At 48.0% G+C, this 24,874-nt stretch carries 19 protein-coding genes, 1 other RNA gene and 2 pseudogenes; 18 read left to right on the top strand and 4 right to left on the bottom strand.

Features of this window, described 5'->3' with window-relative positions; translation table 11 throughout:
* Positions 1-112: 112 nt before the first annotated feature.
* The 8 genes and pseudogenes from DWX91_RS02835 to DWX91_RS02805 all read left to right on the top strand — a co-directional run bounded on the left by DWX91_RS02835 (position 113) and on the right by DWX91_RS02805 (position 6,988).
* Positions 113-1,314, top strand: a pseudogene (locus DWX91_RS02835) (saccharopine dehydrogenase family protein).
* 102 nt (positions 1,315-1,416) lie between these two features.
* A pseudogene (nspC, locus tag DWX91_RS02830) lies at positions 1,417-2,588 on the top strand (carboxynorspermidine decarboxylase).
* A gap of 169 nt (positions 2,589-2,757) precedes the next feature.
* Positions 2,758-3,756, top strand: coding sequence for an NAD(+) diphosphatase (nudC, locus tag DWX91_RS02825; protein ID WP_118472026.1), 999 nt, complete (start codon positions 2,758-2,760; stop codon positions 3,754-3,756).
* 260 nt (positions 3,757-4,016) lie between these two features.
* Entirely contained in the window at positions 4,017-4,517 is a 501-nt protein-coding gene (gene ilvN, locus DWX91_RS02820) for an acetolactate synthase small subunit (RefSeq protein WP_022360536.1), read from the top strand.
* Positions 4,518-4,653: 136 nt separating this feature from the next.
* A complete protein-coding gene (ilvC, locus tag DWX91_RS02815) occupies positions 4,654-5,676 on the top strand; it encodes a ketol-acid reductoisomerase (protein WP_118482033.1) in 1,023 nt (340 codons plus the stop codon).
* 143 nt (positions 5,677-5,819) lie between these two features.
* Entirely contained in the window at positions 5,820-5,981 is a 162-nt protein-coding gene (locus tag DWX91_RS16530) for a hypothetical protein (RefSeq protein ID WP_182435049.1), read from the top strand.
* 7 nt (positions 5,982-5,988) lie between these two features.
* The gene (locus tag DWX91_RS02810) at positions 5,989-6,468 is read left to right on the top strand and encodes a hypothetical protein (RefSeq protein ID WP_147354379.1); all 480 of its coding nucleotides are present in this window, start codon (positions 5,989-5,991) and stop codon (positions 6,466-6,468) included.
* Positions 6,392-6,988: a hypothetical protein gene (locus DWX91_RS02805; RefSeq protein ID WP_182435048.1), complete on the top strand. Its 597-nt coding sequence runs from the start codon at positions 6,392-6,394 to the stop codon at positions 6,986-6,988. Before DWX91_RS02810 ends, DWX91_RS02805 begins: the two co-directional genes overlap by 77 nt.
* Positions 6,989-7,233: 245 nt before the next feature.
* Here DWX91_RS02805 and DWX91_RS02800 read toward each other — a convergent pair whose 3' ends face one another.
* Entirely contained in the window at positions 7,234-8,118 is an 885-nt protein-coding gene (locus DWX91_RS02800) for a LysR family transcriptional regulator (RefSeq protein WP_118538246.1), read from the bottom strand.
* Positions 8,119-8,456: 338 nt separating this feature from the next.
* Here DWX91_RS02800 and leuC point away from each other — a divergent pair, with 338 nt between their 5' ends.
* From leuC to DWX91_RS02760, 8 genes are all read left to right on the top strand, one after another.
* A complete protein-coding gene (leuC, locus tag DWX91_RS02795; protein ID WP_118538244.1) occupies positions 8,457-9,722 on the top strand; it encodes a 3-isopropylmalate dehydratase large subunit in 1,266 nt (421 codons plus the stop codon).
* A gap of 183 nt (positions 9,723-9,905) precedes the next feature.
* Entirely contained in the window at positions 9,906-10,391 is a 486-nt protein-coding gene (gene leuD / locus DWX91_RS02790; protein ID WP_022359393.1) for a 3-isopropylmalate dehydratase small subunit, read from the top strand.
* A 40-nt stretch (positions 10,392-10,431) separates the two neighbouring features.
* Entirely contained in the window at positions 10,432-10,899 is a 468-nt protein-coding gene (gene ybaK / locus DWX91_RS02785) for a Cys-tRNA(Pro) deacylase (RefSeq protein ID WP_117796452.1), read from the top strand.
* A 579-nt stretch (positions 10,900-11,478) separates the two neighbouring features.
* Complete coding sequence (locus DWX91_RS02780; protein ID WP_118293250.1) at positions 11,479-12,300, top strand: cell wall hydrolase; 822 nt, start codon at positions 11,479-11,481, stop codon at positions 12,298-12,300.
* A 158-nt stretch (positions 12,301-12,458) separates the two neighbouring features.
* On the top strand, positions 12,459-13,121 hold the full coding sequence (locus DWX91_RS02775) for an HAD family hydrolase (RefSeq protein WP_118472023.1): 663 nt from the start codon (positions 12,459-12,461) through the stop codon (positions 13,119-13,121).
* A 138-nt stretch (positions 13,122-13,259) separates the two neighbouring features.
* Positions 13,260-13,440: non-coding RNA, 6S RNA (ssrS, locus tag DWX91_RS02770), on the top strand.
* A 120-nt stretch (positions 13,441-13,560) separates the two neighbouring features.
* Positions 13,561-14,817, top strand: coding sequence for an AI-2E family transporter (locus tag DWX91_RS02765; RefSeq protein WP_107000114.1), 1,257 nt, complete (start codon positions 13,561-13,563; stop codon positions 14,815-14,817).
* Between the two features lie 47 nt (positions 14,818-14,864).
* Positions 14,865-17,171 (top strand): SpoIID/LytB domain-containing protein, encoded by a 2,307-nt coding sequence (locus DWX91_RS02760; RefSeq protein ID WP_243017777.1) that lies wholly within the window; start codon positions 14,865-14,867, stop codon positions 17,169-17,171.
* 203 nt (positions 17,172-17,374) lie between these two features.
* Here the strand turns inward: DWX91_RS02760 and DWX91_RS02755 are convergent, their stop codons facing one another.
* Both DWX91_RS02755 and DWX91_RS02745 read right to left on the bottom strand, forming a co-directional pair.
* Positions 17,375-18,691 (bottom strand): 6-phosphofructokinase, encoded by a 1,317-nt coding sequence (locus DWX91_RS02755; RefSeq protein WP_118472022.1) that lies wholly within the window; start codon positions 18,689-18,691, stop codon positions 17,375-17,377.
* A gap of 524 nt (positions 18,692-19,215) precedes the next feature.
* The gene (locus DWX91_RS02745; RefSeq protein WP_022358438.1) at positions 19,216-19,668 is read right to left on the bottom strand and encodes an NUDIX hydrolase; all 453 of its coding nucleotides are present in this window, start codon (positions 19,666-19,668) and stop codon (positions 19,216-19,218) included.
* A 358-nt stretch (positions 19,669-20,026) separates the two neighbouring features.
* Here DWX91_RS02745 and DWX91_RS02740 point away from each other — a divergent pair, with 358 nt between their 5' ends.
* Positions 20,027-21,568 (top strand): carboxypeptidase M32, encoded by a 1,542-nt coding sequence (locus DWX91_RS02740; RefSeq protein ID WP_118472021.1) that lies wholly within the window; start codon positions 20,027-20,029, stop codon positions 21,566-21,568.
* A 393-nt stretch (positions 21,569-21,961) separates the two neighbouring features.
* Here the strand turns inward: DWX91_RS02740 and DWX91_RS17090 are convergent, their stop codons facing one another.
* On the bottom strand, positions 21,962-22,492 hold the full coding sequence (locus tag DWX91_RS17090) for an N-terminal phage integrase SAM-like domain-containing protein (RefSeq protein WP_118538240.1): 531 nt from the start codon (positions 22,490-22,492) through the stop codon (positions 21,962-21,964).
* Positions 22,493-22,880: 388 nt separating this feature from the next.
* On the opposite strand from DWX91_RS17090, the gene glmS reads away from it, so the two are divergent.
* Entirely contained in the window at positions 22,881-24,722 is a 1,842-nt protein-coding gene (gene glmS, locus DWX91_RS02725) for a glutamine--fructose-6-phosphate transaminase (isomerizing) (protein ID WP_118472019.1), read from the top strand.
* Positions 24,723-24,874 lie beyond the last annotated feature (152 nt).

Raw genomic sequence — 24,874 nt, 5'->3', positions numbered from 1 at the left:
AGTGTGTGTTTGAGACATGAACTGAAAAGTGTTTGAACAAAAGCAAATGTGAAATTTGGATTATAAAATGGAACAAAAACAGAGTACATTTCAGAATACAGGAGGAAAAAAGATGGGAAAAGCGTTAATTATCGGATGTGGAGGCGTAGCTTCCGTAGCAATTCACAAGTGCTGCCAGAACAGCGAGGCATTTGAGGAGATCTGCATTGCAAGCCGGACAAAGTCCAAATGTGATGCGCTGAAAGAAAAATTAGAGGGAACCACCAAGACGAAGATCCAGACCGCACAGGTGGATGCAAACAACGTGGACGAGCTGATTGCCCTGATTGAGAAATTTAACCCGGATGTGGTGCTGAACCTGGCGCTTCCGTACCAGGATCTGACAATCATGGATGCCTGCCTGGCGACGAAGACCCATTATATCGATACTGCGAACTATGAGCCGGAGGACACGGCAAAATTTGAGTACAAATGGCAGTGGGCATATCGTGAGAAATTTAAAGAGGCGGGCATTACCGCACTGCTGGGAAGCGGCTTTGATCCGGGTGTAACCGGCGTATTTTCAGCGTATGCGCTGAAACATGAGTTTGACGAAATCAACTACATCGACATTCTGGATTGCAACGGCGGCGACCACGGCTATCCGTTTGCAACCAATTTTAACCCGGAGATCAATATCCGGGAGGTGTCGGCAAACGGTTCTTACTGGGAAGATGGACACTGGTAGAGACGAAACCGATGGAGATCAAGAGAGAGTATGATTTTGACGGCGTCGGCATGAAGGATATGTACCTGCTTCACCATGAGGAGATCGAATCGTTGGCGCTCAATATGCCGGGAATCAAGCGGATCCGCTTCTTCATGACCTTCGGTCAGAGCTACCTGACCCATTTAAAGTGCCTGGAGAATGTCGGCATGACCTCGATCGAGCCGATTATGTACGAAGGAAAAGAGATCGTACCGCTGCAGTTCTTAAAGGCAGTTCTTCCGGATCCGGCATCCCTTGGTCCGCGTACCGTTGGAAAAACAAATATCGGATGCATTTTCCAGGGTAAGAAGGATGGAAAAGAGAAGAAGTATTACTTATATAATATCTGCGATCATCAGGAGTGCTACAAAGAGGTTGGTTCCCAGGCGATCTCCTACACAACCGGTGTACCGGCGATGATCGGCGCGATGCTGGTGATGAATGGAACCTGGCAGAAACCGGGCGTTTATAATATTGAAGAATTTGATCCGGATCCATTTATGGATGCGTTAAATAAATGGGGACTTCCGTGGAAGGAATCCTGGGATCCGGCACTGGTGGATTAAGGTAAAAATGCTTCCATTAAGAAAATGGTTTTATTTTGCGTTTTTTTAGGCGCAGGAAGAGAACGGACACGGAAGATGGAAGAAAGAAAGGAAGGAAAACAGATGCAGGAACGGGAGGCGGCTGGGGTTCTCCGGGACACGGCGGCGATCCGCACACCATTTTATGTGGTGGATGAGACGCTTTTAAAGAAAAATCTGGAAATTTTGAAGGATACGGCAGAGCGGGCTGGATGCCGGATTCTGCTGGCACAGAAAGCATTTTCCATGTATTCGGTCTACCCGCTGATTCGTCAGTATCTGTCGGGAACCGCGGCGAGCGGGCTTTATGAGGCGCGACTTGGAAAAACGGAGTTTGGCGGGGAGACCCATGTGTTTTCTGCCGCCTACCGCCCGGATGAGTTTGATGAGATTTTAAATTATGCCGACCACATCGTTTTTAATACGCCGGGGCAGGTGCTGAAATATGGTGAAAAAGTAAAAAAAGCCGGAAAACAGGCGGGACTCCGGCTGAACCCGGAGTGTTCCACGCAGGAGGGTCACGCGATCTATGATCCGTGTGCGCCGGGATCCCGCATGGGGACGACTCTTTCGATGCTTTCGGAGGCGGGAAACTTTGAAGAAACTATCCTCCGTATCTGAATGGATTTCATATGCATACGCTCTGCGAGCAGAATTCAGATGACCTGGAGACGACGCTGCGGGCAGCGGAGGAGAAGTTTGGAGCCTGGTTTTCAAAGGTAAAATGGCTGAACCTGGGCGGCGGACACCACATTACGAGAGAAGATTATGATCGGGAACGCCTGATCCGTCTGGTGTGCGGGCTGCGCGAAAAATATGGGGTAGAAGTATACCTGGAACCGGGCGAGGCAGTTGTCTTAAACGCGGGATTTCTTGTGACTTCCGTGCTGGAGACGATGGAAAACGGCATGCAGATTGCAATTCTGGATACCTCGGCGGCCTGTCATATGCCGGATGTGTTGGAAATGCCGTACCGTCCGCCGCTTATCGGAGCGGGAGAAGCGGGCGAAAAGCCGTATACGTTCCGCCTGGGCGGACCAACCTGTCTTTCGGGAGACTGCATCGGGGATTATTCGTTTGATGCACCGCTAAAAGAGGGCGGGCGGCTGGTGTTTGGCGATATGGCACTCTATACGATGGTCAAAAATAATACCTTTAATGGAATGCCGCTTCCGTCGATCGTATACCGGCATGAAGATGGGACAGCGGAAGTGGTGCGGGCGTTTGGATATGAGAATTTTGTGGGACGGTTGTAAGCTTGGGGCGAATCGGGGATTGTATTTTTTTATTAAAAAGAGTAAAATGAAATGACTTGCAGAAAGATTACAAAGAATGTCTGCGAGGACAGCCGTTATACATTGTTACACAGTATGGGAATAACGGTTACACAAGTTTTAGAGAATAAAAGGATAGAGAGATAAAGTTATGATACAGGATATCGCACCACATCGCTATGACAATACATACCACATTCAGAAACCTGGAGCACAGGACTACGTCTTCTGCATCCAGAAAAGCCGGATTCTTCTGCGTGAGACCGTGGAGGAACATGTGCTTACTATCCCGCGCCGGGAGGAGATTGAGGCGGCAGTTCCGGAACTGATGGATCGGGCGGTTTATCTCTTTTCGGTTGATGAGAAGCCGTATTTTCTGGTCAGTGTGCCGGAGAAAGAAGCGGAAGAGATTCTGGCAAAGCTAAAAGAAGGTGCTGGTCAGATGCCTGTTTCAGACAAAAATCATATGGAAGCTGGGAAGATGGCTTCTGGTGCACTGGAAGGGGCAGAAAAAGAGCCGGAGCAGCTTTGCTATGCATGGAAAACGTCAACCGACATCCGTGCGATGGAGCCGATGCACCAGGCATTTGCAGCGATCACGGCGGTGCAGCTGTGGCGCTGGAGACAGAGCCGTCAGTTTTGCGGACGCTGTGGGGCAAAGACGCAGGACAGCCGGACCGAGCGGGCACTCGTCTGCCCGGTCTGCGGTCAGACGGAATATCCAAAGATCTCCCCGGCAGTCATCGTGGCGATCACGAACGGGAACAAACTTCTTATGTCGCGCTACCGCGTCAACCACAGTACCTACCGTGGGTATGCGCTGATCGCTGGATTTGTCGAGATCGGAGAGACATTTGAAGAGACCGTCCGCCGCGAAGTGATGGAGGAAGTCGGGCTGAAAGTTAAAAATATCCGCTATTTCAAGAGTCAGCCGTGGGCATTTACTGATACGGAGATGATCGGATTTTTTGCAGAACTGGATGGGGACGATAAGATCCGGCTGCAGGAGGACGAGCTTTCTGAGGCAGGCTGGTATACGCGTGAGGAGATCCCGGACGATGCACGCCTCATCAGTGTCGGAACCGAGATGAAGATGTATTTTAAATACGGTCCGGACTGGGAGAAAAAGTGGCAGGAACACCAGAAATGATGTGTTGATATATCGTTAATGTACACAGGTAGGCACTTTTGGAACCGAAAGTGCCGTAAGAAAACATGGTGGCAGCAGGAATTTGCCGTATTTAAATGCAAAGCCGCGGCAAATTCCGTTACTGGGCACGTATGCGTGAACAGTAATGATATATCTCTGAGGAATACAAAGCATTCCTTTTAATTAGTTGACAAACTGAGAATTGGTTGCTATCATTAAGGCTATACGAACAAGACAGAAGATCAAGGTGGGAAGATTGCATGAGCAGAATTGTGTTATCATTGCTGGTAGATAATACTGCCGGCGTTTTAAGCCGTGTGGCTGGACTTTTCAGCCGCCGCGGATATAATATCGAAAGTCTTACAGTTGGCGTGACCGCGGATCCGAGATACTCCCGTATGACGGTTGTATCGCTGGGCGATCATCAGGTTCTGGAGCAGATTCAGAAGCAGCTTGGAAAACTGGAAGATGTACACGACATCAAGGAACTGCGGGAAGGTCATTCCGTATATCGTGAGCTGATGCTCGTCAAGGTGAGGGCAAATGCGAACCAGCGGATGGCGATCAATGCGATTTCCGAGATTTTCCGTGCGTCGATTGTCGATGTGGGAAAAGATTCTGTCACTGTTATGCTGACAGGCGACCAGTCCAAACAGGACGCGCTGATTAATCTTCTGGAAGATTATGAGATTCTGGAATTAGCCAGAACAGGTCTTACCGGTCTTTCCAGAGGTGCGGATGATATCCGCTATCTGCCATAGTACATCAGTCGATAGACTGGATACAAGGCATTCAACAGGTTTACAAAGTCTGGTCCAAAGACGCACAGAGAGGCGCCGGTCTATGCTTTATAATAAATTTATTTTATTTTTGTTAGATCCAAGGAGGAAATGAAAAATGGCAGCAAAGATTTACTATCAGGAAGATTGTAATTTATCCTTATTAGAAGGACAGAAGATTGCTATTATCGGTTACGGCAGCCAGGGTCATGCACATGCCCTGAACTTAAAAGAGTCCGGATGCGATGTTATCATCGGTCTTTACAAGGGCAGCAAGTCTTGGGCAAAAGCAGAGGCACAGGGATTTAAAGTATACACCGCAGCAGAGGCTGCAAAACAGGCTGATATCATCATGATCCTGATCAACGATGAGCTTCAGGCAGATATGTACAAGAAAGACATCGAGCCAAACCTGGAAGAGGGCAACATGCTTATGTTCGCTCATGGCTTTAACATCCACTTCGGATGCATCAAACCGCCGAAGAATGTCGATGTAACCATGATCGCTCCGAAGGCACCGGGTCACACTGTAAGAAGTGAGTATCAGGCTGGTAAGGGTACACCGTGTCTGGTAGCAGTAGAGCAGGATTACACAGGCAAAGCACTTGACCGTGCACTGGCTTATGGTCTTGGCATCGGCGGCGCTAGAGCAGGTCTTCTGGAGACTACATTCCGTACCGAGACTGAGACAGACCTCTTCGGTGAGCAGGCAGTTCTTTGTGGCGGTGTTTGTGCTCTGATGCAGGCTGGTTTCGAGACTCTGTGTGAGGCTGGTTATGACCCGAGAAATGCTTACTTCGAGTGTATCCACGAGATGAAGCTGATCGTAGACCTGATTTATCAGTCTGGTTTCGCTGGTATGAGATACTCCATCTCCAACACAGCTGAGTACGGCGATTATGTAACCGGACCGAAGATCGTTACCGCTGAGACAAAGAAAGCTATGAAGAAAATTCTGTCCGATATCCAGGACGGTACCTTTGCAAAAGAGTTCTTACTGGATATGTCCCCGGCAGGTCGTCAGGTACACTTCCAGGCTATGAGAAAGCTTGCTTCCGAGCATCCGTCTGAGAAAGTCGGCGCAGAGATCCGTAAGCTTTACAGCTGGAACAACGAGAACGATAAGCTGATCAACAACTAATCGTTTTTCGAATATAGGAAATCTTATACAGGGCTGCTGCAGGTTTGCAGCGGTCCTGTTTTTTGTGTAATAGGAAATTCTTTGGAATGTTCTATTACACAAAAAAGGCACATTTTTTTACATGAATGAGAAAGGAAACGCGGATGAAACGCTATGATGACGTAAATATAATCAAGGCATACGCCTGTCTGGCGGTTTTTGGAAGTCACTGGTTCGGTACATTCGGGAGCTGGGGCAGCAATAAGGTAAATGCGCTGATGGAAATAGGACCGCTTCCCCTGTTCCGCTATGGACCTCGGGGTTAGTCTTTTTTTGATGATCAGCGGAATGCTGATAGCCGATAAGGTATATTCCGGGCGGTTTACTTCGTGGAGCTCGGAGATCCTGCGCCGCTATCTGAAACTGACCTGCCCGCTGACGGTCACCTTTCTGCTGGCATATCTATTTTACCGGGGCGGTCTCTTCTACACGGTGCGGGTTGCGCCGCGCCTGGAAAATGAGTGGCTGAGCAACTTTTACAGCTATCTGCCAGGCGGTCTGAAGGCGATCCGCTATGCCTGGTTTGATACAATCTTCAAGGCGGATTCAACGTACTATGGTCCATCCTGGATGCTGACCTACACTTTCATGGGAAGTATTCTGACTCTTGTACTTTCATCCGCTCCGGGAAGTAGGAACCCGCCAGAAAATCCTGATTCTGGCAGGTGTCGCGGCAGTGCTGATCGGAATGAACAGCTTTTATATATGCCTGCTTCTGGGAAATGGGATCTGTCTGCTGATGCGGGCAGTTGAGAAGTCCATGAAAGAAAGAGAGCGAAAAGAGAATCTGCTTAAAGATGGAGAAGGAAAATATGGCATCTTTGGTGCTGCCCTCTGGATTTTCAGCATCTGGTTCGTCCGAAAATCTTTCTGGATCGGAACCACATTGGGAGCGCATGGATTTCCAGGTGGACTCGGAACCATGGAATTCTATGGTCATGTTGCTGCATTCCTGATGATTTTAGGCTTCCGTCTCTTCTGGCTCGGCGGTCTGGAGACCTGGCTCCCGGGGACCCTCAAAAAAATTATTCTGTGGATCGGCGAGTATAGCATGGGAATCTTCCTGACACACTGGCTTGTGATTGCCAGCTTTTCCTGTTGGTTTTACAGCATTTATTCTGAGGCGGGAGAGAAGCTGGCGATCGGGGTGAATCTGGTTCTGAGCTGCATTTTAATAGGAATTTGTTCGAAAGTGTATGTCTGGCTAGTAGATGGGAAAATATTTCCATGTGTGTGGAAATGTGCGAAGAGTATTTTAAAAGAAAATCGGTAACTGCTCAGTAGGTCTGCGCATTTACTGCGCTGACCGTACGAAAACATGGGCTAGCAGGCAAAAATTCCATTGCCGCAGGCAATTTTTAATGAATTTTTGCGCGTGACTGTGAAGGTACTGAACAGTTACGAAAATTGATAAAAATAGGAACTAAACAGAAAAAGTCCGGCATATGGCAGCTTGACCGCCATGCGCCGGACTTTTTCGTTTCATAGGAAATGGCGGTCGTGTTGCCAATTATTTCATCATTCCGAACAAAACTGCACAAAATCATTCATCGTCCGCGTCATTGCCGCCGGATGATAAGCAAATCCAATCGTTCGGTTTCGGATTGGCACTTCCAGCGGGAGTTCGATCAGCGAACCATCCTTTAATTCTTCCTGCACAAACTCGCGGATCACACATCCGATTCCAAGTCCCGTTTTGGCAAATTCAATCAGAAGATCCATCGTCGTCGCCTCTAAAATCTGCTTCGGTTCAATTCCGTGCTCTGCAAAGTACGCGTCAATGTGCGTGCGCGTCATATTGCTGCGGTCGAGCAACAGGATTGTCCCGGATTCGAACGGATCGACGTCGGCACCTTCGCGGATCCGCAGATTTTCCAGATAAGACCGGGTGCAGACGAAGGTGTCCTCGATTCGCATGACGGGAAGAAACGAAAGGCTGCGGCGGTTTTTCGGCTCGGCGATCAGACCGATGTCGAGCTTCTGCTGTTCCAGCATCGAGATTGTGCGTGCAGTGTCCTGACTTTCAATCAAAATGCGGACGTGCGGGTACTGTGCAATAAATCCTTTTAAATAAGGAAGAAGAATATATTTGCACAGAGTGTTGCTAACGCCGATCTTGAGCTGTCCGATGTGGAGGTTCTGGATCTGTTTTAGCTCATTTTCACCGCGCTCCAGAGCTTCAAAGGCGGCTTCCACATGCTGAAATAAGACCTGTCCCTCTGCGGTCAGGGAGACACCGCGGGAATTGCGGATAAAAAGTGCCATGCCGAGGCTTTCTTCCAGCTTGCTGATTGATTTGCTGATCGCGGGCTGACTGATAAAAAGTTCCTTGGCGGCGCGGGAAATATTACCGGCGCGTGCAACGGCGTAGAAAATACGGTACTGGGTTAAATGCTGTTCCATAATACTCCTTTATATCTATAAAGTTACTGTTCACGCATACGTGCCCAGTAACGGAATTTGCCGCGGCTTCGCATTTAAATACGGCAAATTCCTGCTGCCACCACGTTTTTTTATGGCACTTTCGGTTCCAAAAGTGCCTACTCGTGAACAGTAACACTATAACTTCGACTCATAGTATCTATTAATAATATATATTTGTATTATAACAGAACCGGTGCTATAATACAAACATAAAAAAGCAAAAGATGGCAGCGGCACCGTTGGAACAGAGTTTTTTCCTACAACAGTAAGGGCATCGGAGCCGTTACCAAGTATGTATATGCAGGAGGAAATAAATCATGGGAATGACAATGACACAGAAGATCCTGGCAGCGCACGCGGGTCTTGCAGAGGTAAAAGCAGGACAGTTGATCGAAGCAGATCTGGATCTGGTTCTTGGAAATGATATCACAACGCCGGTAGCGGTCAATGAGATGAAGAAGATGGACAACCAGACGGTATTCAATCATGACAAAATTGCGCTGGTTATGGATCATTTTATCCCGAATAAGGATATCAAGTCGGCGGAAAACTGCAAATGCTGTCGTGAATTTGCCTGTCGTCATGATATCACCAACTATTTTGACGTAGGAGAGATGGGAATCGAGCATGCACTCCTTCCGGAAAAAGGTCTGGTTGTAGCAGGTGACGCAGTCATCGGTGCGGATTCCCATACCTGTACATACGGCGCACTTGGCGCATTCTCTACAGGTGTCGGCAGTACCGATATGGCAGCTGGCATGGTAACCGGTAAGGCTTGGTTCAAGGTACCGTCCGCGATCAAGTTCAACCTGATCGGCAAACCGGCAAAATGGGTCAGTGGTAAAGATGTCATTCTTCACATTATCGGTATGATCGGTGTAGATGGCGCGCTGTACCGTTCCATGGAGTTTGTCGGCGAGGGCATCAAGAACCTTTCCATGGATGACCGTTTCACGATCTGCAACATGGCGATCGAGGCAGGCGGCAAGAACGGTATCTTTCCGGTTGATGAGAAGACCATCGAGTACTTAAAAGAGCATTCTAAACGTGATTTCAAGGTATATGAGGCAGATCCGGATGCAGAGTATGACGAAGAGTACACCATAGACTTATCCGAGTTAAAGCCGACCGTATCCTTCCCGCACCTTCCGGAGAATACGAGAACGATCGATGAGGTGGGTGACATTGCGATCGATCAGGTTGTCATTGGCTCCTGTACGAACGGACGTATCGAGGATATGCGTATCGCAGCTGAGATCTTAAAGGGCAGAAAAGTGAAAAAAGGTCTGCGCTGCATCGTGATTCCGGCGACACAGTCGATCTATTTACAGTCCATGAAAGAGGGACTTTTAGAGACCTTCATCGAGGCTGGTGCCGTTGTCAGCACTCCGACCTGCGGTCCGTGCCTGGGCGGTTATATGGGCATCCTGGCAGAAGGCGAGAGATGTGTATCCACGACCAACCGTAACTTCGTTGGACGTATGGGACACGTGGATTCTGAGATTTATCTGGCAAGCCCGGCAGTGGCAGCAGCCAGCGCCATTACCGGAAAAGTGAGCGGACCGGCGGAACTGGGACTGTAATAGGCATAAAAGTTTAGGAATAAGTAAAACGGATGTAACTGTTCAGTAGATCTGCGGGTGACTGTGAAGGTACTGAACAGTTACAAACGGATATTACGGTTTGGGGAAGGGGTTCCTGCAATCGCAGGTGCCGTCTCGTGAATTGGAATAAAATAACAGGATAAATCGCAGGAGGATATAGAAATGAAAGCAAATGGACATGTATTTAAATATGGAGACAATGTAGATACAGACGTTATCATCCCGGCAAGATACTTAAACTCTCCGGATGGCAACGAGCTGGCAAAACATTGTATGGAAGATATTGATAAAGAGTTTGTAAATAAAGTACAGAAGGGTGATATCATCGTAGCAAATAAGAACTTTGGCTGCGGTTCTTCCCGCGAGCATGCGCCGCTGGCAATCAAATGTGCAGGAGTAAGCTGTGTTATTGCTGAGACGTTTGCACGTATTTTCTACCGCAACTCTATTAATATCGGTCTGCCGATCATCGAGTGCCCGGAGGCTGCAAAAGCAATCGCGGCTGGTGATGAGGTAGAGGTTGATTTTGACAGCGGTGTGATTACCGATAAAACCACCGGCCAGAGCTTCCAGGGGCAGGCGTTCCCGGAGTTCATGCAGAAGATCATCACAGCCGGTGGACTGGTAAACTATATCAACCAGAAATAAGAGGAGTGCACTAAATCTGTCTCCAGAAAGGGTTTAGCTTATGACAAAAACAAACGTAATGCGTCTTTTAGACGCGGCTGGAATCGATTATGAAGCAGGCGAGTATGAAGTAGATGAGGACGACTTATCCGGCAGCCATGCGGCGGATATGATGGGGATGGACCATGACACGATGTTCAAAACGCTCGTTTTAAAGGGCGATAAGAACGGCTATCTGGTCTGCTGTATCCCGGTCGATGAGGAGCTGGACCTGAAAAAGGTGGCAAAGGCTTCCAAGGACAAGAAAGTGGAGATGATCCATATGAAGGAACTTCTTCCGCTGACTGGCTATATGCGAGGTGGTTGTTCCCCGATCGGCATGAAAAAGAAGTTCCCTACTTATATAGAAGAAACAGCGCAGATTTTCGACAAAATCAGCATCAGCGCGGGTCAGAGAGGTGTTCAGGTCATTCTGAATCCGGAGGAACTTGCAAAATATGTGGATGCACAGTTTGTAGCGCTGATCTAGAGTGGTAAGGAGTCTGTCTGACACCTTTACAGATACCATAATTGTTCTATTACAGTTGACATAAAAAACAGGCGACTTGATTCGCCTGTTTTTTTGACGGGCAGAATTTAACAGAATTGTAAAAAATTGAAAATTTTATACCAGCCAAAGTTTATAAAAATTGGGAAGAAAAAGCAAAAAAGTTTATAAAATGCTCACATAAATATTAAGGAAAAGTTAAATGAGAATGTGATTTGTCACAAAAATGTAAAAAAGACGTTGACTTTGAAGCCGGAAACCACATATAATGTCTCCCGTCACTTGAAGGAAGCGGCACAGGCAGAGAGGATCTGTCGTAACTGTTCACAGGTAGGAATTTTCTGAACTGAAAATTCCGTACGATACAGTTCTGGCAGCAGATTTTGCCGATTTGGAATGCGCAGCATCGGCAAAATCCCGTTGCTGGGCACACGTGTGTGAACAGTAACGATCTGTCCTTAGCTGTCAGAAAAAATCAGACAGCCAAAGAAGATGCCGCAGATGTTAAATGGCAGTCAGACCGGTTTTGGGAGGACTGCACTGATAGAAAGAGGAGAGTGTATGCCAAGCATTGACACATTTCTTCAGACTGCTTATCAGTTTATAAAGGCATTATTTGTCCGTGTGACAAAAAGGATGTACCGGACCGCAGCCGTATTGATGACGGGGGCAGCGGTTGTGACGGTGATAGCATTTAATTCGGTCAGTTTTGGCGGCGTTGGCAAAAATGCAGCCTCGGCACACCGGGAATATCCGGATGATGTGGAACTGACAGAAATGCTGCAGTCAGAAGAAACGACAGAGACAGAGAGCTTATCAGAATTTACGATTCTCGCCTCCAACGAGGAAAGTCAGCATCTACTCGGACAGAGGATGGAGCAGGGGATTCAGGATGAACTTGCGAAGGAAGCTCTGGAAGTAGAGGTAATCGAACGAGAAGTACGAATGCAGACCCAGCAGGCGGCGCAGGAAGCAGAAGAACGGGAGCGCCGGGAACGCGCAGTCATCTCTTACAGCGATGAAGATTACAGTGTTCTGCAGAAAATTGTGCAGGCGGAGGCGGGTGTGTGTGACGACAGGGGAAAGATACTGGTTGCAAATGTAATCATCAACCGGGTGAAAAACAAGAAATTCCCGAACAGCGTTAAAGCCGTTGTGTACGAACCATCCCAGTTCTCACCGGTACTGGATGGAACGATCAACAGCTGTAAGGTAACGCAGCAGACAATTGACTGCGTCAACCGTGCACTGGAAGGCGAGGATTACTCGGGCGGCGCCCTGTACTTCATGAACCGCGGAATCTCTGCTTCCTCCAATGTACGCTGGTTCGATGGCAAGCTGACCTATGTCATGCAGCATGGTGGACATGAATTTTACAAATAAAGAGTGAAAAGCAGAAAAGAAAGATGGCTGGAGAAAAGTTGTCTTTCTTTTTTGCGTAAAATGTATTAGAATGGTCGTAAGCAATGAAAACGTAGTTTTTTCAAGCTGGTGTGCTGCGGAGTAATGCACCGCGGACTACAATAAGGAGAACGAACCATATGAACCATATCATACTATTTGACCTCGACGGAACCCTTACAGATCCGAAGGAAGGCATCACAAAGTCTGTCCAGCATGCGCTGCAGGCATACGGGATCGATGAGCCGGATCTGGATAAACTGTGTCCGTTCATCGGACCGCCGCTGTCGGACAGTTTTAAAGAATATTACGGATTCAGCGAAGCGCAGGCGCGCGAAGCGATTGACCATTTCCACGAATATTTTACGAAACAGGGAATGTTTGAAAACAAAGTCTATCCGGGAATCCGGGAGATGCTGGCACGTTTAAAGGATGCCGGTCTTACGCTGGCGGTGGCAACCTCGAAGCCGGAACCGTTTGCTATTCAGATTCTGGAGCATTTTGATCTGCTTTCCTACTTTACCCTGGTTGGCGGGGCGGATATGGAGGAGATCCGGGTCCGCAAAGGCGATGTGATTGCCTACACGCTGGACCGTCTGGGAACAACACCGGAGAAATCGAAGGTTATCATGGTGGGCGACCGGAAACACGATATTATCGGGGCGCATGAAAATCAGCTCCCATGTGCGGCAGTGCTGTATGGATATGGTTCCCGGGAAGAGTTTACGGAAAATGGGGCAGACTACCAGATTGAGACGGTGGAAGAGCTGGGAGATTTCCTGATGAAGTGGGGAGAAGTATAAAAGACAAAAAAGAGCTTCTTAAAAGAGATAGAGAGATGGATAACCTGAACAGTAACAACCTGACCGCATTATCAGAAAATGGAACTTGAAAAAACATCCGACTTGCGGTATAATAGCCGTATCAAAAGAGAATATTTGTAATTCCTGGGATGCTCGACAACTCTTGCTTTTTTTGAACCTACATTTTGACTAACGGGATTCCGATATTTTTAGATGGATGTCAGGCCTCCTCTCGAGTGGAAGACAGAAATCTAAGTGAGGTTGCCCACCTAGCAGCGCTAGGCGTCAATATGGTAAGAGCCGGCATTTTGGGGTTACAAAGGATAAAAGCAGCGAGCAATCGCTGCTTTCTCTGTAAAAGAAAGTGTGTAAAGAAAATGTAACATTTTCCAGAAGCACATTGTAAAATCAGAAAAGAGGAACGGATAAGAACATAAGTATGGAAAAAAGAGATTTCAAAGAATACATTTATATGGGGATGACGGCAGTTTCGGTGATTGCGGTCTGCATACTGCTCTGGTTCAGCATCCAACACTGGGATGTGGTGTCGGCGGGCACCCGCAAGGTTGTGAAAATCCTCGCGCCGATTCTCTGCGGTGCGGTGCTGACGTATCTGACCGCCCCGGCATATAACTGGGTAGCAGGGATCGTGGAAAAGACCCTTGGCTCTGTCACTAAGAATTCCAAATACGTTCGTGGTGCAGCCCGGATGCTTGCGACGGCAGCCTGTCTGGGGCTGGTTATTGTGCTTGTGGTAGGGATGTTCCAGCTTATGATCCCGCAGCTGATCGAGAGTTTGATCGGCATTCAGGATTCATTTCCGCTGTATGTGCAGAATGTGTATGAATGGATTCAGCGTATTTTGAAAAATAATCCGGAGATCGAAAATATGGTTCTGAGCAGTTTTGAAAATAATCTGGCAGTTTTTCAGAACTGGGCGGAGAAATCGTTTACCAACATTGATATGCACCGGATTGGACAGATCGTGACAGGCCTTTCCAGCAGCGTGCTGGGTGTCCTGGAATTTATCAAAAACTGGCTGATCGGTCTGATCGTCATGGTGTATCTGCTAAATATCAAAGATACACTGGCAGCACAGGGAAAGAAGATTGTCTATGGCTGCCTGAATCTAAGACAGGCGAATCTGGTAATCGAGGAGCTCCGGTTTATCAATCAGATGTTCGGCGGCTTCATCATCGGCAAGCTGGTGGATTCCCTCATTATCGGTATTATCTGTTTCATCGGTGTGACGATCTTAAATATGCCGTTCCCGATGCTTTTGAGCGTCATTATCGGTGTGACGAATGTGATACCTTTTTTTGGACCGTTCATCGGTGCGATACCTGCAGCGTTCCTGGTATTCTTAGTCAGTCCGCTCCAGTGTGTGTATTTCCTCATCTGGATTCTGCTTCTGCAGCAGTTTGACGGCAATATTCTGGGACCGAAGATCCTGGGCAATTCGACAGGACTTTCGAGTTTCTGGGTACTGTTTTCGATTCTCTTCTTTGGCGGACTCTTTGGTTTCGTCGGCATGATTATCGCAGTACCGGCATTTGCGGTTATCTATGACTTGATCTCCCGCGCGGTGCACCGGTCGCTGCGGCTTCGGAAATTGCCGATGGAGACAGACGAATACCGGAAGTTAGACCACATTGATGAGAAAACAGGAACGTTTATGGAGTTAAATAAAAAGTGACTGTGAATGAGAAAGGACAGTTAAAAAATAAAGGCGGCTGGAGAAATATGGAAAAGAAAACAGGCAGATCGCGAAAGGCAGTACAGTCTCTGAAACCTAAAAAGCTGGTTTACTGGGCAGTGGCGATTCCGGCTTTTCTGGCACTCCTGCTCTTTGCAATTGTATTTTTGGATCACTCGGATAATGATATTTCACGCGCCATGGCATCGAAAGCTATGGCGTTATCATTTGCAGACCGGGACGACATCGTTGCGTCGCAGGGAGAACACGGAAGCCATTTTGGAACGCCGGATCAGGATGAATGGTATGCCAAATATATTGACTATATGATTGAGGAAGGCTATCTGGAGCCGGGAGACGAGAAGATAAGTAAAAGCTACGCGATGGGCGCACTGACCTATGGCGAAGCGGCATATGCGGCAGATCGCGTTTCAAAAGGGCTTTCGAGCGCCCTGAATGTATCTAAAAATAAATATAAAAAGGCAATGCCGAAGGAAGAATGGTGGCTGTTTTATGAGTCATTCTTAAAAAAGGCAGATTCGGAAAACGCGGTCAAAAAACAGAAGCTGGTGCTTTATGGAACACCGAAAAATGTGAAGGAAGCAGCGGCATGGACGGCATATACGGATCAGGGAACGATGAATTTTGAGGGCGTGTCGCTGGATGCCTGCATCGATCGGAAGATCGAGGTCTATGAGCGTGATGGTTCGATCATCACGCTGTGCGGCGTACAGTCTGAAAAAGTTACATATAAGAATGTCTGGATCGTTCCGGGAGAATCGGGTGGGATGGATGTGTATATTGGCACGATCGTCCGGACATTTCCAGAGGAAGAAAAGCTCAAGGATCGTACCGATGGCGTGCTGGCGGATGTCGAGCTGGATAAGGGCAAGATCCGCAAGCTGTCGCTCAAGGAAGATATGATCGAAGGAAAGGTACTTTCGGTCAAGGATGATACGATCGAGATTGACGGGTACGGAACGCTGAAACTGGACGATGATTTTAAAGTATATAAAACATATGGAGTCGTCAAGGAGCAGAAAAAGCGGGATGTGCTGGTCGGCTATGATCTGGGAAAATTTGTCGTGGCTGGCAAAAAGGTTTGCGCAGCACTCTTAAATCATGATTTTTCAGCGACGAACATCCGCGTGCTGATCATGAATGATGATTATTCCTCCTTGTTTCACACGAAGGTGGTACTCCAGTCGGACAGCACGATGCATGTGACCTGGGGCGAATCAGAGGAGACTTTGAGCCCGGGAACGAAATTGTCCGTGAGTCCTGGCGATGACCGTCTGAAAGAAGGGCGCATGACGATCACGCTGGAAGACCCGCAGAAGGAGATCCGCATCCTGAGTACCAAGCGGGCGCAGGGAACGCCGTCGTATTTCGGCAGCTTCGAGTTGAGCGAGGAGTCGGATGGGCTGCTTCTGATCAATGAGCTGGACGTCGAAGATTACCTGACACGCGTAGTGCCGAGCGAGATGCCATCTAATTATGAGCTGGAGGCGCTCAAGGCGCAGGCAGTTTGCGCACGGACGTATGCCTACCGGCAGATCAAGGCGAATGCATACAGCCGTTACGGCGCACACGTTGATGACAGCACGAACTATCAGGTGTACAATAATACAGAGAGCAGTGAGCGGACGAATCTGGCAGTCAAGGAGACGGACGGGAAGATTGTATATTACAACGATACCCCGGCGGAAACGTATTATTTTTCAACTTCCTGCGGATATTCTACCGATGGAACGATCTGGGGCGCCAGCAAAGACGAGGTTCCGTATCTGAAAGGGATCGGTTTGACGGAAAAGAAGAAGATTCCGGATTTGACGGACAACGACACATTTCTCAAGTTTATCCAGGGACAGGGTGAGCAGAATTATGATTCCTCGTTCCCGATGTACCGCTGGAAAACAACGATCACGAATAAGAAGCTGCAGCAGAAGGTAGATACCGTCGGCGAGATTCAGGGTATTTTTGTGACTTCCCGCGGTAAGGGTGGTATCGCCCAGACGGTGCAGATCGTCGGAAGCGAGGGAACCAAGACACTGAAAGGTCAGAGTCAGATTCGGAGTGTCCTCGGCTCGGAATCACTCGTTTATAAGAAAAATGACGGAACCGAACTGACAGGATGGAGTACGCTTCCGAGTGCCTTTTTCTCGGTGGATGAAACTGCCAGGGATGAGGAAAAAGACATCCGCACATTTACCATCTGGGGCGGCGGCTACGGTCACGGAGTCGGCATGAGCCAGAACGGCGCACAGGAGATGGCGCGCGAAGGCAAGAATTATGAAGAGATTCTGATGTTCTTTTATGATGGGGTTGAAATTCGGGATTGTGAGGAAGATTAGATTTAGAAGATGGCTGCGCTGAAAGGGCACGGTCAGGATTCCTCCCCAAATGATAAGAGTGTGTGATTGGGGTAAATTAGAAAAAATTCAGGTATTATGTATTATTAAGTAGAAAAGAGACGCATTCGTAAAATGAAAGAAGCGTCTCTTTTTCTGTTGCTTGTATGGATTTCAAGGATGAAGCAGTTATACTGTGTGACGGACTATTTGCGGTACAAATATTTTGGAAGTCCGTTTTCCATAATATGGGAAACGTCCCCTTGGATCAGCGGCTGCGAGTAAGCCAGGAAATCATCGCTGACATCGGTACCGTTTTTCGTGATCCACTCGGCAGGTACTTTCTTTTCCTGATTGCAGATCAGATTGACATCCTTGAGAACTGGATGAATTTTATATACAGTGTTACGATGTTTTACGCATGAAGCGGATGCTGCGCCTAAGTCTGCAGCGTTTGAAACGGCAGCAGCTGCATGAACAGGTTCAGAAGCAGCTGTATCAGTCTCACGCTCAAATGCCACCATCTGCCCAGTATGGCCGTCCAGAGCTGCCTGGACACCGAAACGGCCTGCCATCTCGGCCTCATTCAGATCAGTAGCGGAAACGGTGAGACCGGAGCAGCGCTGGTTGACGTTGAGCTCGACCGAGCGCACCTTGACGCCGAACTGGTTGCGGACATAATTTTCCAGAATTTTTCCGCATCCGGCTAACATTTTGTGACCGAAGGTGTCGACCTGGGCTTCGGTTGAATATTCGCAGATAAAACGACCGCCGTGGTCGCGGATGCCCTCGGAGACGCAGACGATGACATTCGCTGTCTTTTCAAACGCTTTCTTTAAGTCGTCATTAAATTGTGCCAGCTCAAATGGAGCTTCCGGCAGATAGATTAAGAGCGGATTGTCACCGGCTTCCTTGCGTGCTAAGGCAGAGGCAGCCGTCAGCCATCCGGCATGGCGTCCCATGATCTCAACGATGGTGACCGATTTCTGCTGATAGACAGAGGCGTCCAGCGCAATTTCACGGATGGATGCAGCGACATAGCGGGCAGCGCTGCCGTATCCCGGCGTGTGATCGGTCAGGACGAGATCGTTGTCGATCGTCTTGGGAATGCCGATAAAGCGGATCGGGCTTTTGATCTGCGCCGCATAGCGGGAAAGCTTGCTGACGGTGTCCATCGAGTCGTTGCCGCCGATGTAAAAGAAATAGCCGATGTCCAGCCGCTCCAGTTTTTCAAAGAGGACGCGGTAGAAGCTGTCGGAGAGGTTCTCAGGGAGTTTAAAACGGCAGGAACCCAGATACGCCGCCGGAGTCAGGCGAAGAAGTTCCAGATCGTCATCGGAGAGTGTTTCTGAAAGGTTCATATAAGAATCCGCGAGAAAGCCCTCGATTCCATTGATCATACCGTAGACGCAGCCAACCGCATCGCTGTGGCGCGCACCTTCGCAGATAACGCCGTAAAGGCTCCCGTTGATAACTGCGGTCGGTCCGCCGGACTGTCCGACTAAGATGTTTTTCTTGTTCATAAGGTAAATCTCCTTTTTGTGAGGTAAGTACAAGGTTTATGATATAAAAAGTTTCAAATCAATATAAAAATGTACATAAAATGATTTGCTGGAGTTGTATTTTTCATAGAGGTAAAAATAAATTAAAAAGTACAACTCAAAACGTATCTATTGTAACGGAAAGAGAGGAAGAAAGCAAGGGAAAAAGGTATGTATGATAAATAATATGAAAACCGGATACTCGGAAGCAGATAAAAGGCGTATAAAAATTTGGAGATTGATGTATAGAATAACAGAAACGGGTCATACTGTTAGTATCACAAAAGAGAAATTTTTGAATACTTATCCTCCCCTTTTTAATACCCTGTTCGTTGGCTTTGTGCAGCGGACGGGGTGTTTTTTTGTTTCATAGGAAATTACCGAAAAGCCTTTTTTAACAGGAAAACCGCGAATTTTAACCCAGATTAGCTTGCAGAGAAATGGAAGCTGCCGCTCAATCATCTATTTTTGATAATGATTTTGCAACAGCCTCTTTGTTCTTGTGATTAAAAGTATTTCCGATTCCCCCACAAATTTGCCTTTTTCAGATCCAGATACTCATTGTAGGCTTTTTCCAGGATCTGTTTTTCGTTGGAAAATTTCAGAAGGTGGTAGGCTTCGTAAAATTTGTAGTAGCCGGAATCGACGAAGTATTCTTCGCGCTGCGGCTTACTGTAGTAGCTGTCCGCCATCATCAGATACCAGTGCACGGTCTTTTCGATGGTATCCTGAGGGGTGTTGAAGGTGTACTGGCTTTTACCAATGTACTTGATGATGGAGGCGGCGACGCCAGTCTCCTCATGAACCTCCCGGAGGGCGGTCTGCTTGAAGTCTTCGCCCGGTTCTACGGTTCCTTTGGGAAGAACCCAGCCTTCGTATTTGTTCCGGTAGTTTTTGTAAAGAACGAGTAATTTTCCCCGAAATATAACCACACCGCCGCAGCTCGTTGCTTCGATCATCTGCAATCCCTCCTGTCCTGGTGTGTGCATGGAAGTTGATTCGTGGCGTATATCCGTGAGCCGGGAACCAGCTTTATGCATATGATTTAAACTGGTTTTAGTATACCGCGTTTTGCATGATTATGCAAGATTGGAAAGTCACATAAGGCATCATGAGAAAATCCTGTTACAGTTTGCACAATGTGTGAACTGTAAAAAATCATAAGAAAGATATAAGAAACAGAAGAAAGAAAATCTGGTATGATGAAGATGGAAATGGCTCATATTACAAAAGAATGCAGGCATATGTGCAGCGAAACCTAAAAAATACACAGAATTTGGATGATAGAATTACGAAAAAAAGACAGGAGGCAGGAAAATGGCACAGACAGAACAAAAGAATCAGAATGTAAAAAAACAGTTTGAGGAGCTGCAGTCTCTTTTGGAGCGGGCGATGGCGCTTCAGACGTCGATGGTTTTGTTTGAGTGGGATGATGAGACGCTGGCGCCGAAGGGTGCAGCAGAGCATACCGCGCGGGTGATAGGTTCACTTTCGGAGCAGTATCAGGAGATTCTGGCGTCAATGCGTTTTAAGGAGCTGCTGGATGCCTGCCAGAAGGCAGAAAAAGAGAATGCGGGCGTATTTGATGAGGTGCAGTCGGCAATTCTCCGGGAAGCAGCCGAGGAGCAGGAGCGGCTTTCCTGCATTCCGCCGGAGGAATACCGTGCGTATGCAGAACTTACGGCGCGTGCGACGGGAATCTGGACGCGTGCGCGAGAGAAAAATGATTTTGCTTCATTTGCCCCTGTTTTGAAGGAGATTATTTCCTATCAGAAGAAATTTGCGGCGTACCGGGCAAAGCCGGGACAGAAGCTTTACGATGTGATGCTGGATACCTACGAAAAAGGTTTTAATATGGAGATGTTAGATCCATTTTTTGAGCTGATGAAAGGGAAAATCGTGCCGCTTTTGAAAGAATCGGCAGAGCGCTCGAAGACGGTTCCGGACGCCTTTTTATCCGCAGATTATCCGGAGGCGGCGCAGGCAGAGGCGGCGCGTTTCCTAGCAGAGTATGAGGGCTTTGATTTTGACCGGGGAGTACTGGCACTCAGCGCCCATCCGTTTACGACGAATCTGCACAATCATGATGTACGGATCACGACGCATTATCAGAAACGGATTGATTCTTCGATTTTTTCCGTGCTGCATGAGACGGGACATGCTATCTATGAATTTGGCATCCGGGATGACCTGACACAGACGCTGGTGGGGCAGGGAACTTCGATGGGAATGCATGAATGCCAGTCCCGTTTCTTTGAAAATATCGTGGGGCGCAGCCATGCATTCTGGAAACCGATTTATGGAAAAGTGGCGCAGATGTTTGGAAGCCCGCTGACGGAGACGAGTCTGGAGGATTTTCTGGCGGCGGTTAATAGAACCGTTCCGGGGCTGATCCGGACGGAAGCGGATGAGCTTTCTTATCCGCTGCATGTGCTGGTGCGCTATGAAATTGAGAAAATGCTGATTGAGGAGGATCTGGAGGTGGAGAAGCTGCCGCAGATCTGGAATGATAAGTATGAAGAATACCTGGGAGTACGCCCGTCCACGGATCGGGAGGGCGTACTGCAGGATATTCACTGGTCACAGGGATCGATCGGCTATTTTCCGTCCTATGCATTAGGAAATGCCTTTGGCGCGCAGATTTATCACCAGATGAAGAAGGAATTGCCGGTAGAAAAACTACTGGAGGCAGGAAACCTGGGAGAAATCCGTGAATATCTGCGGAAAAATATTCACCAGTATGGCAAATTGAAGGACAGCCGTCAGATCCTGCGCGATATGACGGGGGAAGATTTTAATCCGTCATATTATGTGGCATATCTGGAAGAGAAGTATGGACGGCCGGAGAAAGTGCAGTAAGGCGGTCGATCTGTTCTTTCTTGAATTCCAGAGAGGAATGAAAATAGTATTCAAGCGTGACTTTCAAATCGGAGTGTCCCAGAATTTCGCTGAGCGTTTTGGGATCCATGCCATTTGTGATACAGCGGGTGGCAAACGTGTGCCGGATTGCATGAAAATTCAGATAGCGCAGTCCGGCTTGTGATAGAATGCGCTGGTAGTGATTCTGGAAGGTTCGCGGATCCATCGGGGAGCTGGCAGATTGTGACAGCAGAAAATAATCCGGGTGTTCCGGATGAGAATAGGGCTGTAGGATCGACAGAAGGAAAGCGGGCAGGGGAACCAAACGGTTGGAGGAGATGCTTTTGGGAGCGGATAAAATGAGTTCTGATTTATGGGTTGTGTCAAGGCGCGTCAGGCGCTGCACCGTGTGTCGGACATGGAGATAGCGATCGGAAAAATGAATATTTTCCCAACGCAGGGCGCAGAGTTCTCCAACTCGCAGCCTGTATAGAGTCCCAGATAGATGACGGCTTCGGAGACTCCTGTACGGGCAGTTAGATAGTGTTCGAGCTGTTCCTGTTCCTGAAGGGTAAAAACAGGTACTTCAGGGCGCTTTTTTGGAAGACGGGGCGGGAGATAGAGAATGCCGTTTGTCTGCCCGGTTTCATAGGAAAGACGCAGAATGGAGTTGACGAGCAGAAGAATACAGCGGATAGTTCCGTTCCCAAGCGGATGCAGGGAATCCGGGGATAAAAGGGAATTGCGGAATGTCTGAAGCATAGGCAGATCGACATCTGAAAGCTGGATGGATCTAAAATAAGGGGAGATATAACGGTCTGCCAGATGCCGGTATTTCACATAGGTAGACAGGGCTCGCGCCTGTTTCTGCTTTTCCAGCCAGATGGAAAGAAGATCGTTAAAGTACATTGTTTCGTTTTTCATGATGAAACCTCCTGTATAAAAAATAGTTGTCGTGGACAATCGTTATTTTACAGGCAGATATGCAGAAGAAATATGTGACTGCTTATGGCGGAGGGTTTTAAAATGAGATGTGTCTATATGATGACTGACGAAAATATTACAGCAAATGCTGACAAGAAGATTCTTTTTTGGTATAATGAGACAGAATATGTACATGACTGAGAAGAAAGTCTATATCGAAGGTGCCGGTCAGGCGCTATTTAGGGATAAACGACATATTTTATAGAAGATTCTATTTTGAAGAATCAATAGATTTATCATATTCTTGAGATAGAGATACGAAGGCGGGAGTGTCTGAGGCGATATGATGGCAGCGGCTCGCTTGGTTGAAAAAAGGAGGAATAATTATATGTGTGGTATCGTAGGATATACAGGAGACCAGCAGGCGGCTCCGATCTTATTAGCGGGTCTGGAGAAGCTTGAATATCGTGGATACGATTCAGCAGGTCTGGCAGTCAGAGACGGAGAAGGTGTACCGGAGGTTGTAAAGGCGAAGGGACGTCTGCGCGCGCTGGCAGAGAAAACAGACAATGGACGCGCAATGCGGGGCAACTGCGGTATCGGTCATACCCGCTGGGCGACACACGGGGAGCCGTCTGAGAACAATGCACATCCGCACTGCACGGATGACCGCAGCGTGGTAGCGGTTCACAATGGTATTATCGAAAACTATCAGGAAATTCGCGAAAAACTGATTAAAAATGGATATACGTTTTATTCAGATACTGATACAGAGGTGGCTGTAAAGCTGATCGATCATTATTATAAGAAATACAACGAGGGACCGCTCGATGCGATGGCGCGTGCGATGATGCGTATCCGTGGCACGTATGCACTGGCGGTTATGTTTAAGGATTATCCGGAGGAGATCTTTGTAGCCCGTCAGGATAACCCGATGATCATCGGAGTAGGCGAGGGTGAATCCTTTATCGCGTCGGATGTTCCGCCCCTGCTTCCATATACCCGCAAGGTATACTATATCGGCAATCAGGAATTGGGACGCTTACATAAGGGAGAGGTTACTTTCTATAATATTGATCAGGAAGAGATTCAGAAAGAACTTGTGACGATTGAGTGGGATGCAGAAGCTGCTGAAAAGGGAGGTTATGAGCATTTCATGATTAAGGAGATCCATGAACAGCCGCGTGCGGTTCGGGATACATTAAATTCAGTCATTCGCGATGGTCATATTGACCTGACCGAGGCGGGACTTTCCGATGATGTCATTCGTTCGTTAAAGCGTATTTATATCGTAGCGTGTGGTTCTGCTTACCATGCAGGCGTGGCAGCGCAGTATGTGATCGAAGATCTGGCGCGTATTCCGGTCCGCGTCGAGCTGGCTTCCGAGTTCCGTTACCGGAACCCGATTCTGGAAGAGAACAGTCTGGTTATCATCATCAGCCAGTCGGGCGAGACAGCCGACAGCCTGGCAGCCCTGCGTCTGGCAAAGAGCCAGGGCGTTCCTACGATGGCGATTGTCAATGTAGTAGGTTCCACGATTGCGCGTGAGGCAGATCATATTTTCTACACATTGGCAGGTCCGGAGATTGCGGTGGCGACCACCAAGGCATATAGCACACAGCTGGTTGCCGGATATCTTCTGGGCGTGCAGTTTGCCCATGTGCGCGGTACGATCACAGAAGAAAAATATGAAGAACTCCTTGCAGCCCTGCAGGAACTGCCGGATCAGATCGCGAAGCTGCTCGAAGATGACAAAGAACGCATCCAGTGGTTCGCAGCGAAATATGCCAATGCAAAAGACGTGTTCTTCATCGGCCGCGGCATCGACTACGCAGTCAGCATGGAAGGCAGCCTGAAATTAAAAGAGATCAGCTACATCCATTCCGAAGCGTATGCAGCCGGAGAATTAAAACACGGAACCATCAGCCTGATTGAGGATGGTATCCTCGTAGTCAGCATCCTGACCCAGGAAGCCCTGTATGAGAAGATGATCAGCAACATGGTAGAAGTAAAATGCCGCGGCGCCTACCTCATGGGACTCACAACTGCAGGCAACTACAATATTGAAGACACCGTCGATTTCGCAGTCTATATACCGAAGACTGACGAGCACTTCACACCGAGCTTAGCGGTTGTGCCGCTGCAGCTGCTGGGATATTATGTAAGTGTATCGAAGGGACTGGATGTAGATAAGCCTAGAAACCTGGCGAAGAGTGTTACGGTAGAGTAATAGAGCTTTTTATGGTGTTGTTATAGATCTAGAAAAAGTAATATAAATGGAAAGAAAAGACAAGGTTTGCAAAAAGGCATAAAATGTCAGACGCAGACCTTGTTTTTTGCTTGAAACTAAACAGAAAAAGAGAGTTCTCCGTGTGATTTTGC

This window comes from Clostridium sp. AF22-10 (assembly GCF_003478725.1).
Taxonomy (GTDB): Bacteria; Bacillota; Clostridia; order Lachnospirales; family Lachnospiraceae; genus Otoolea; species Otoolea fessa.
This window is presented reverse-complemented; position numbering and strand designations above follow the sequence as displayed.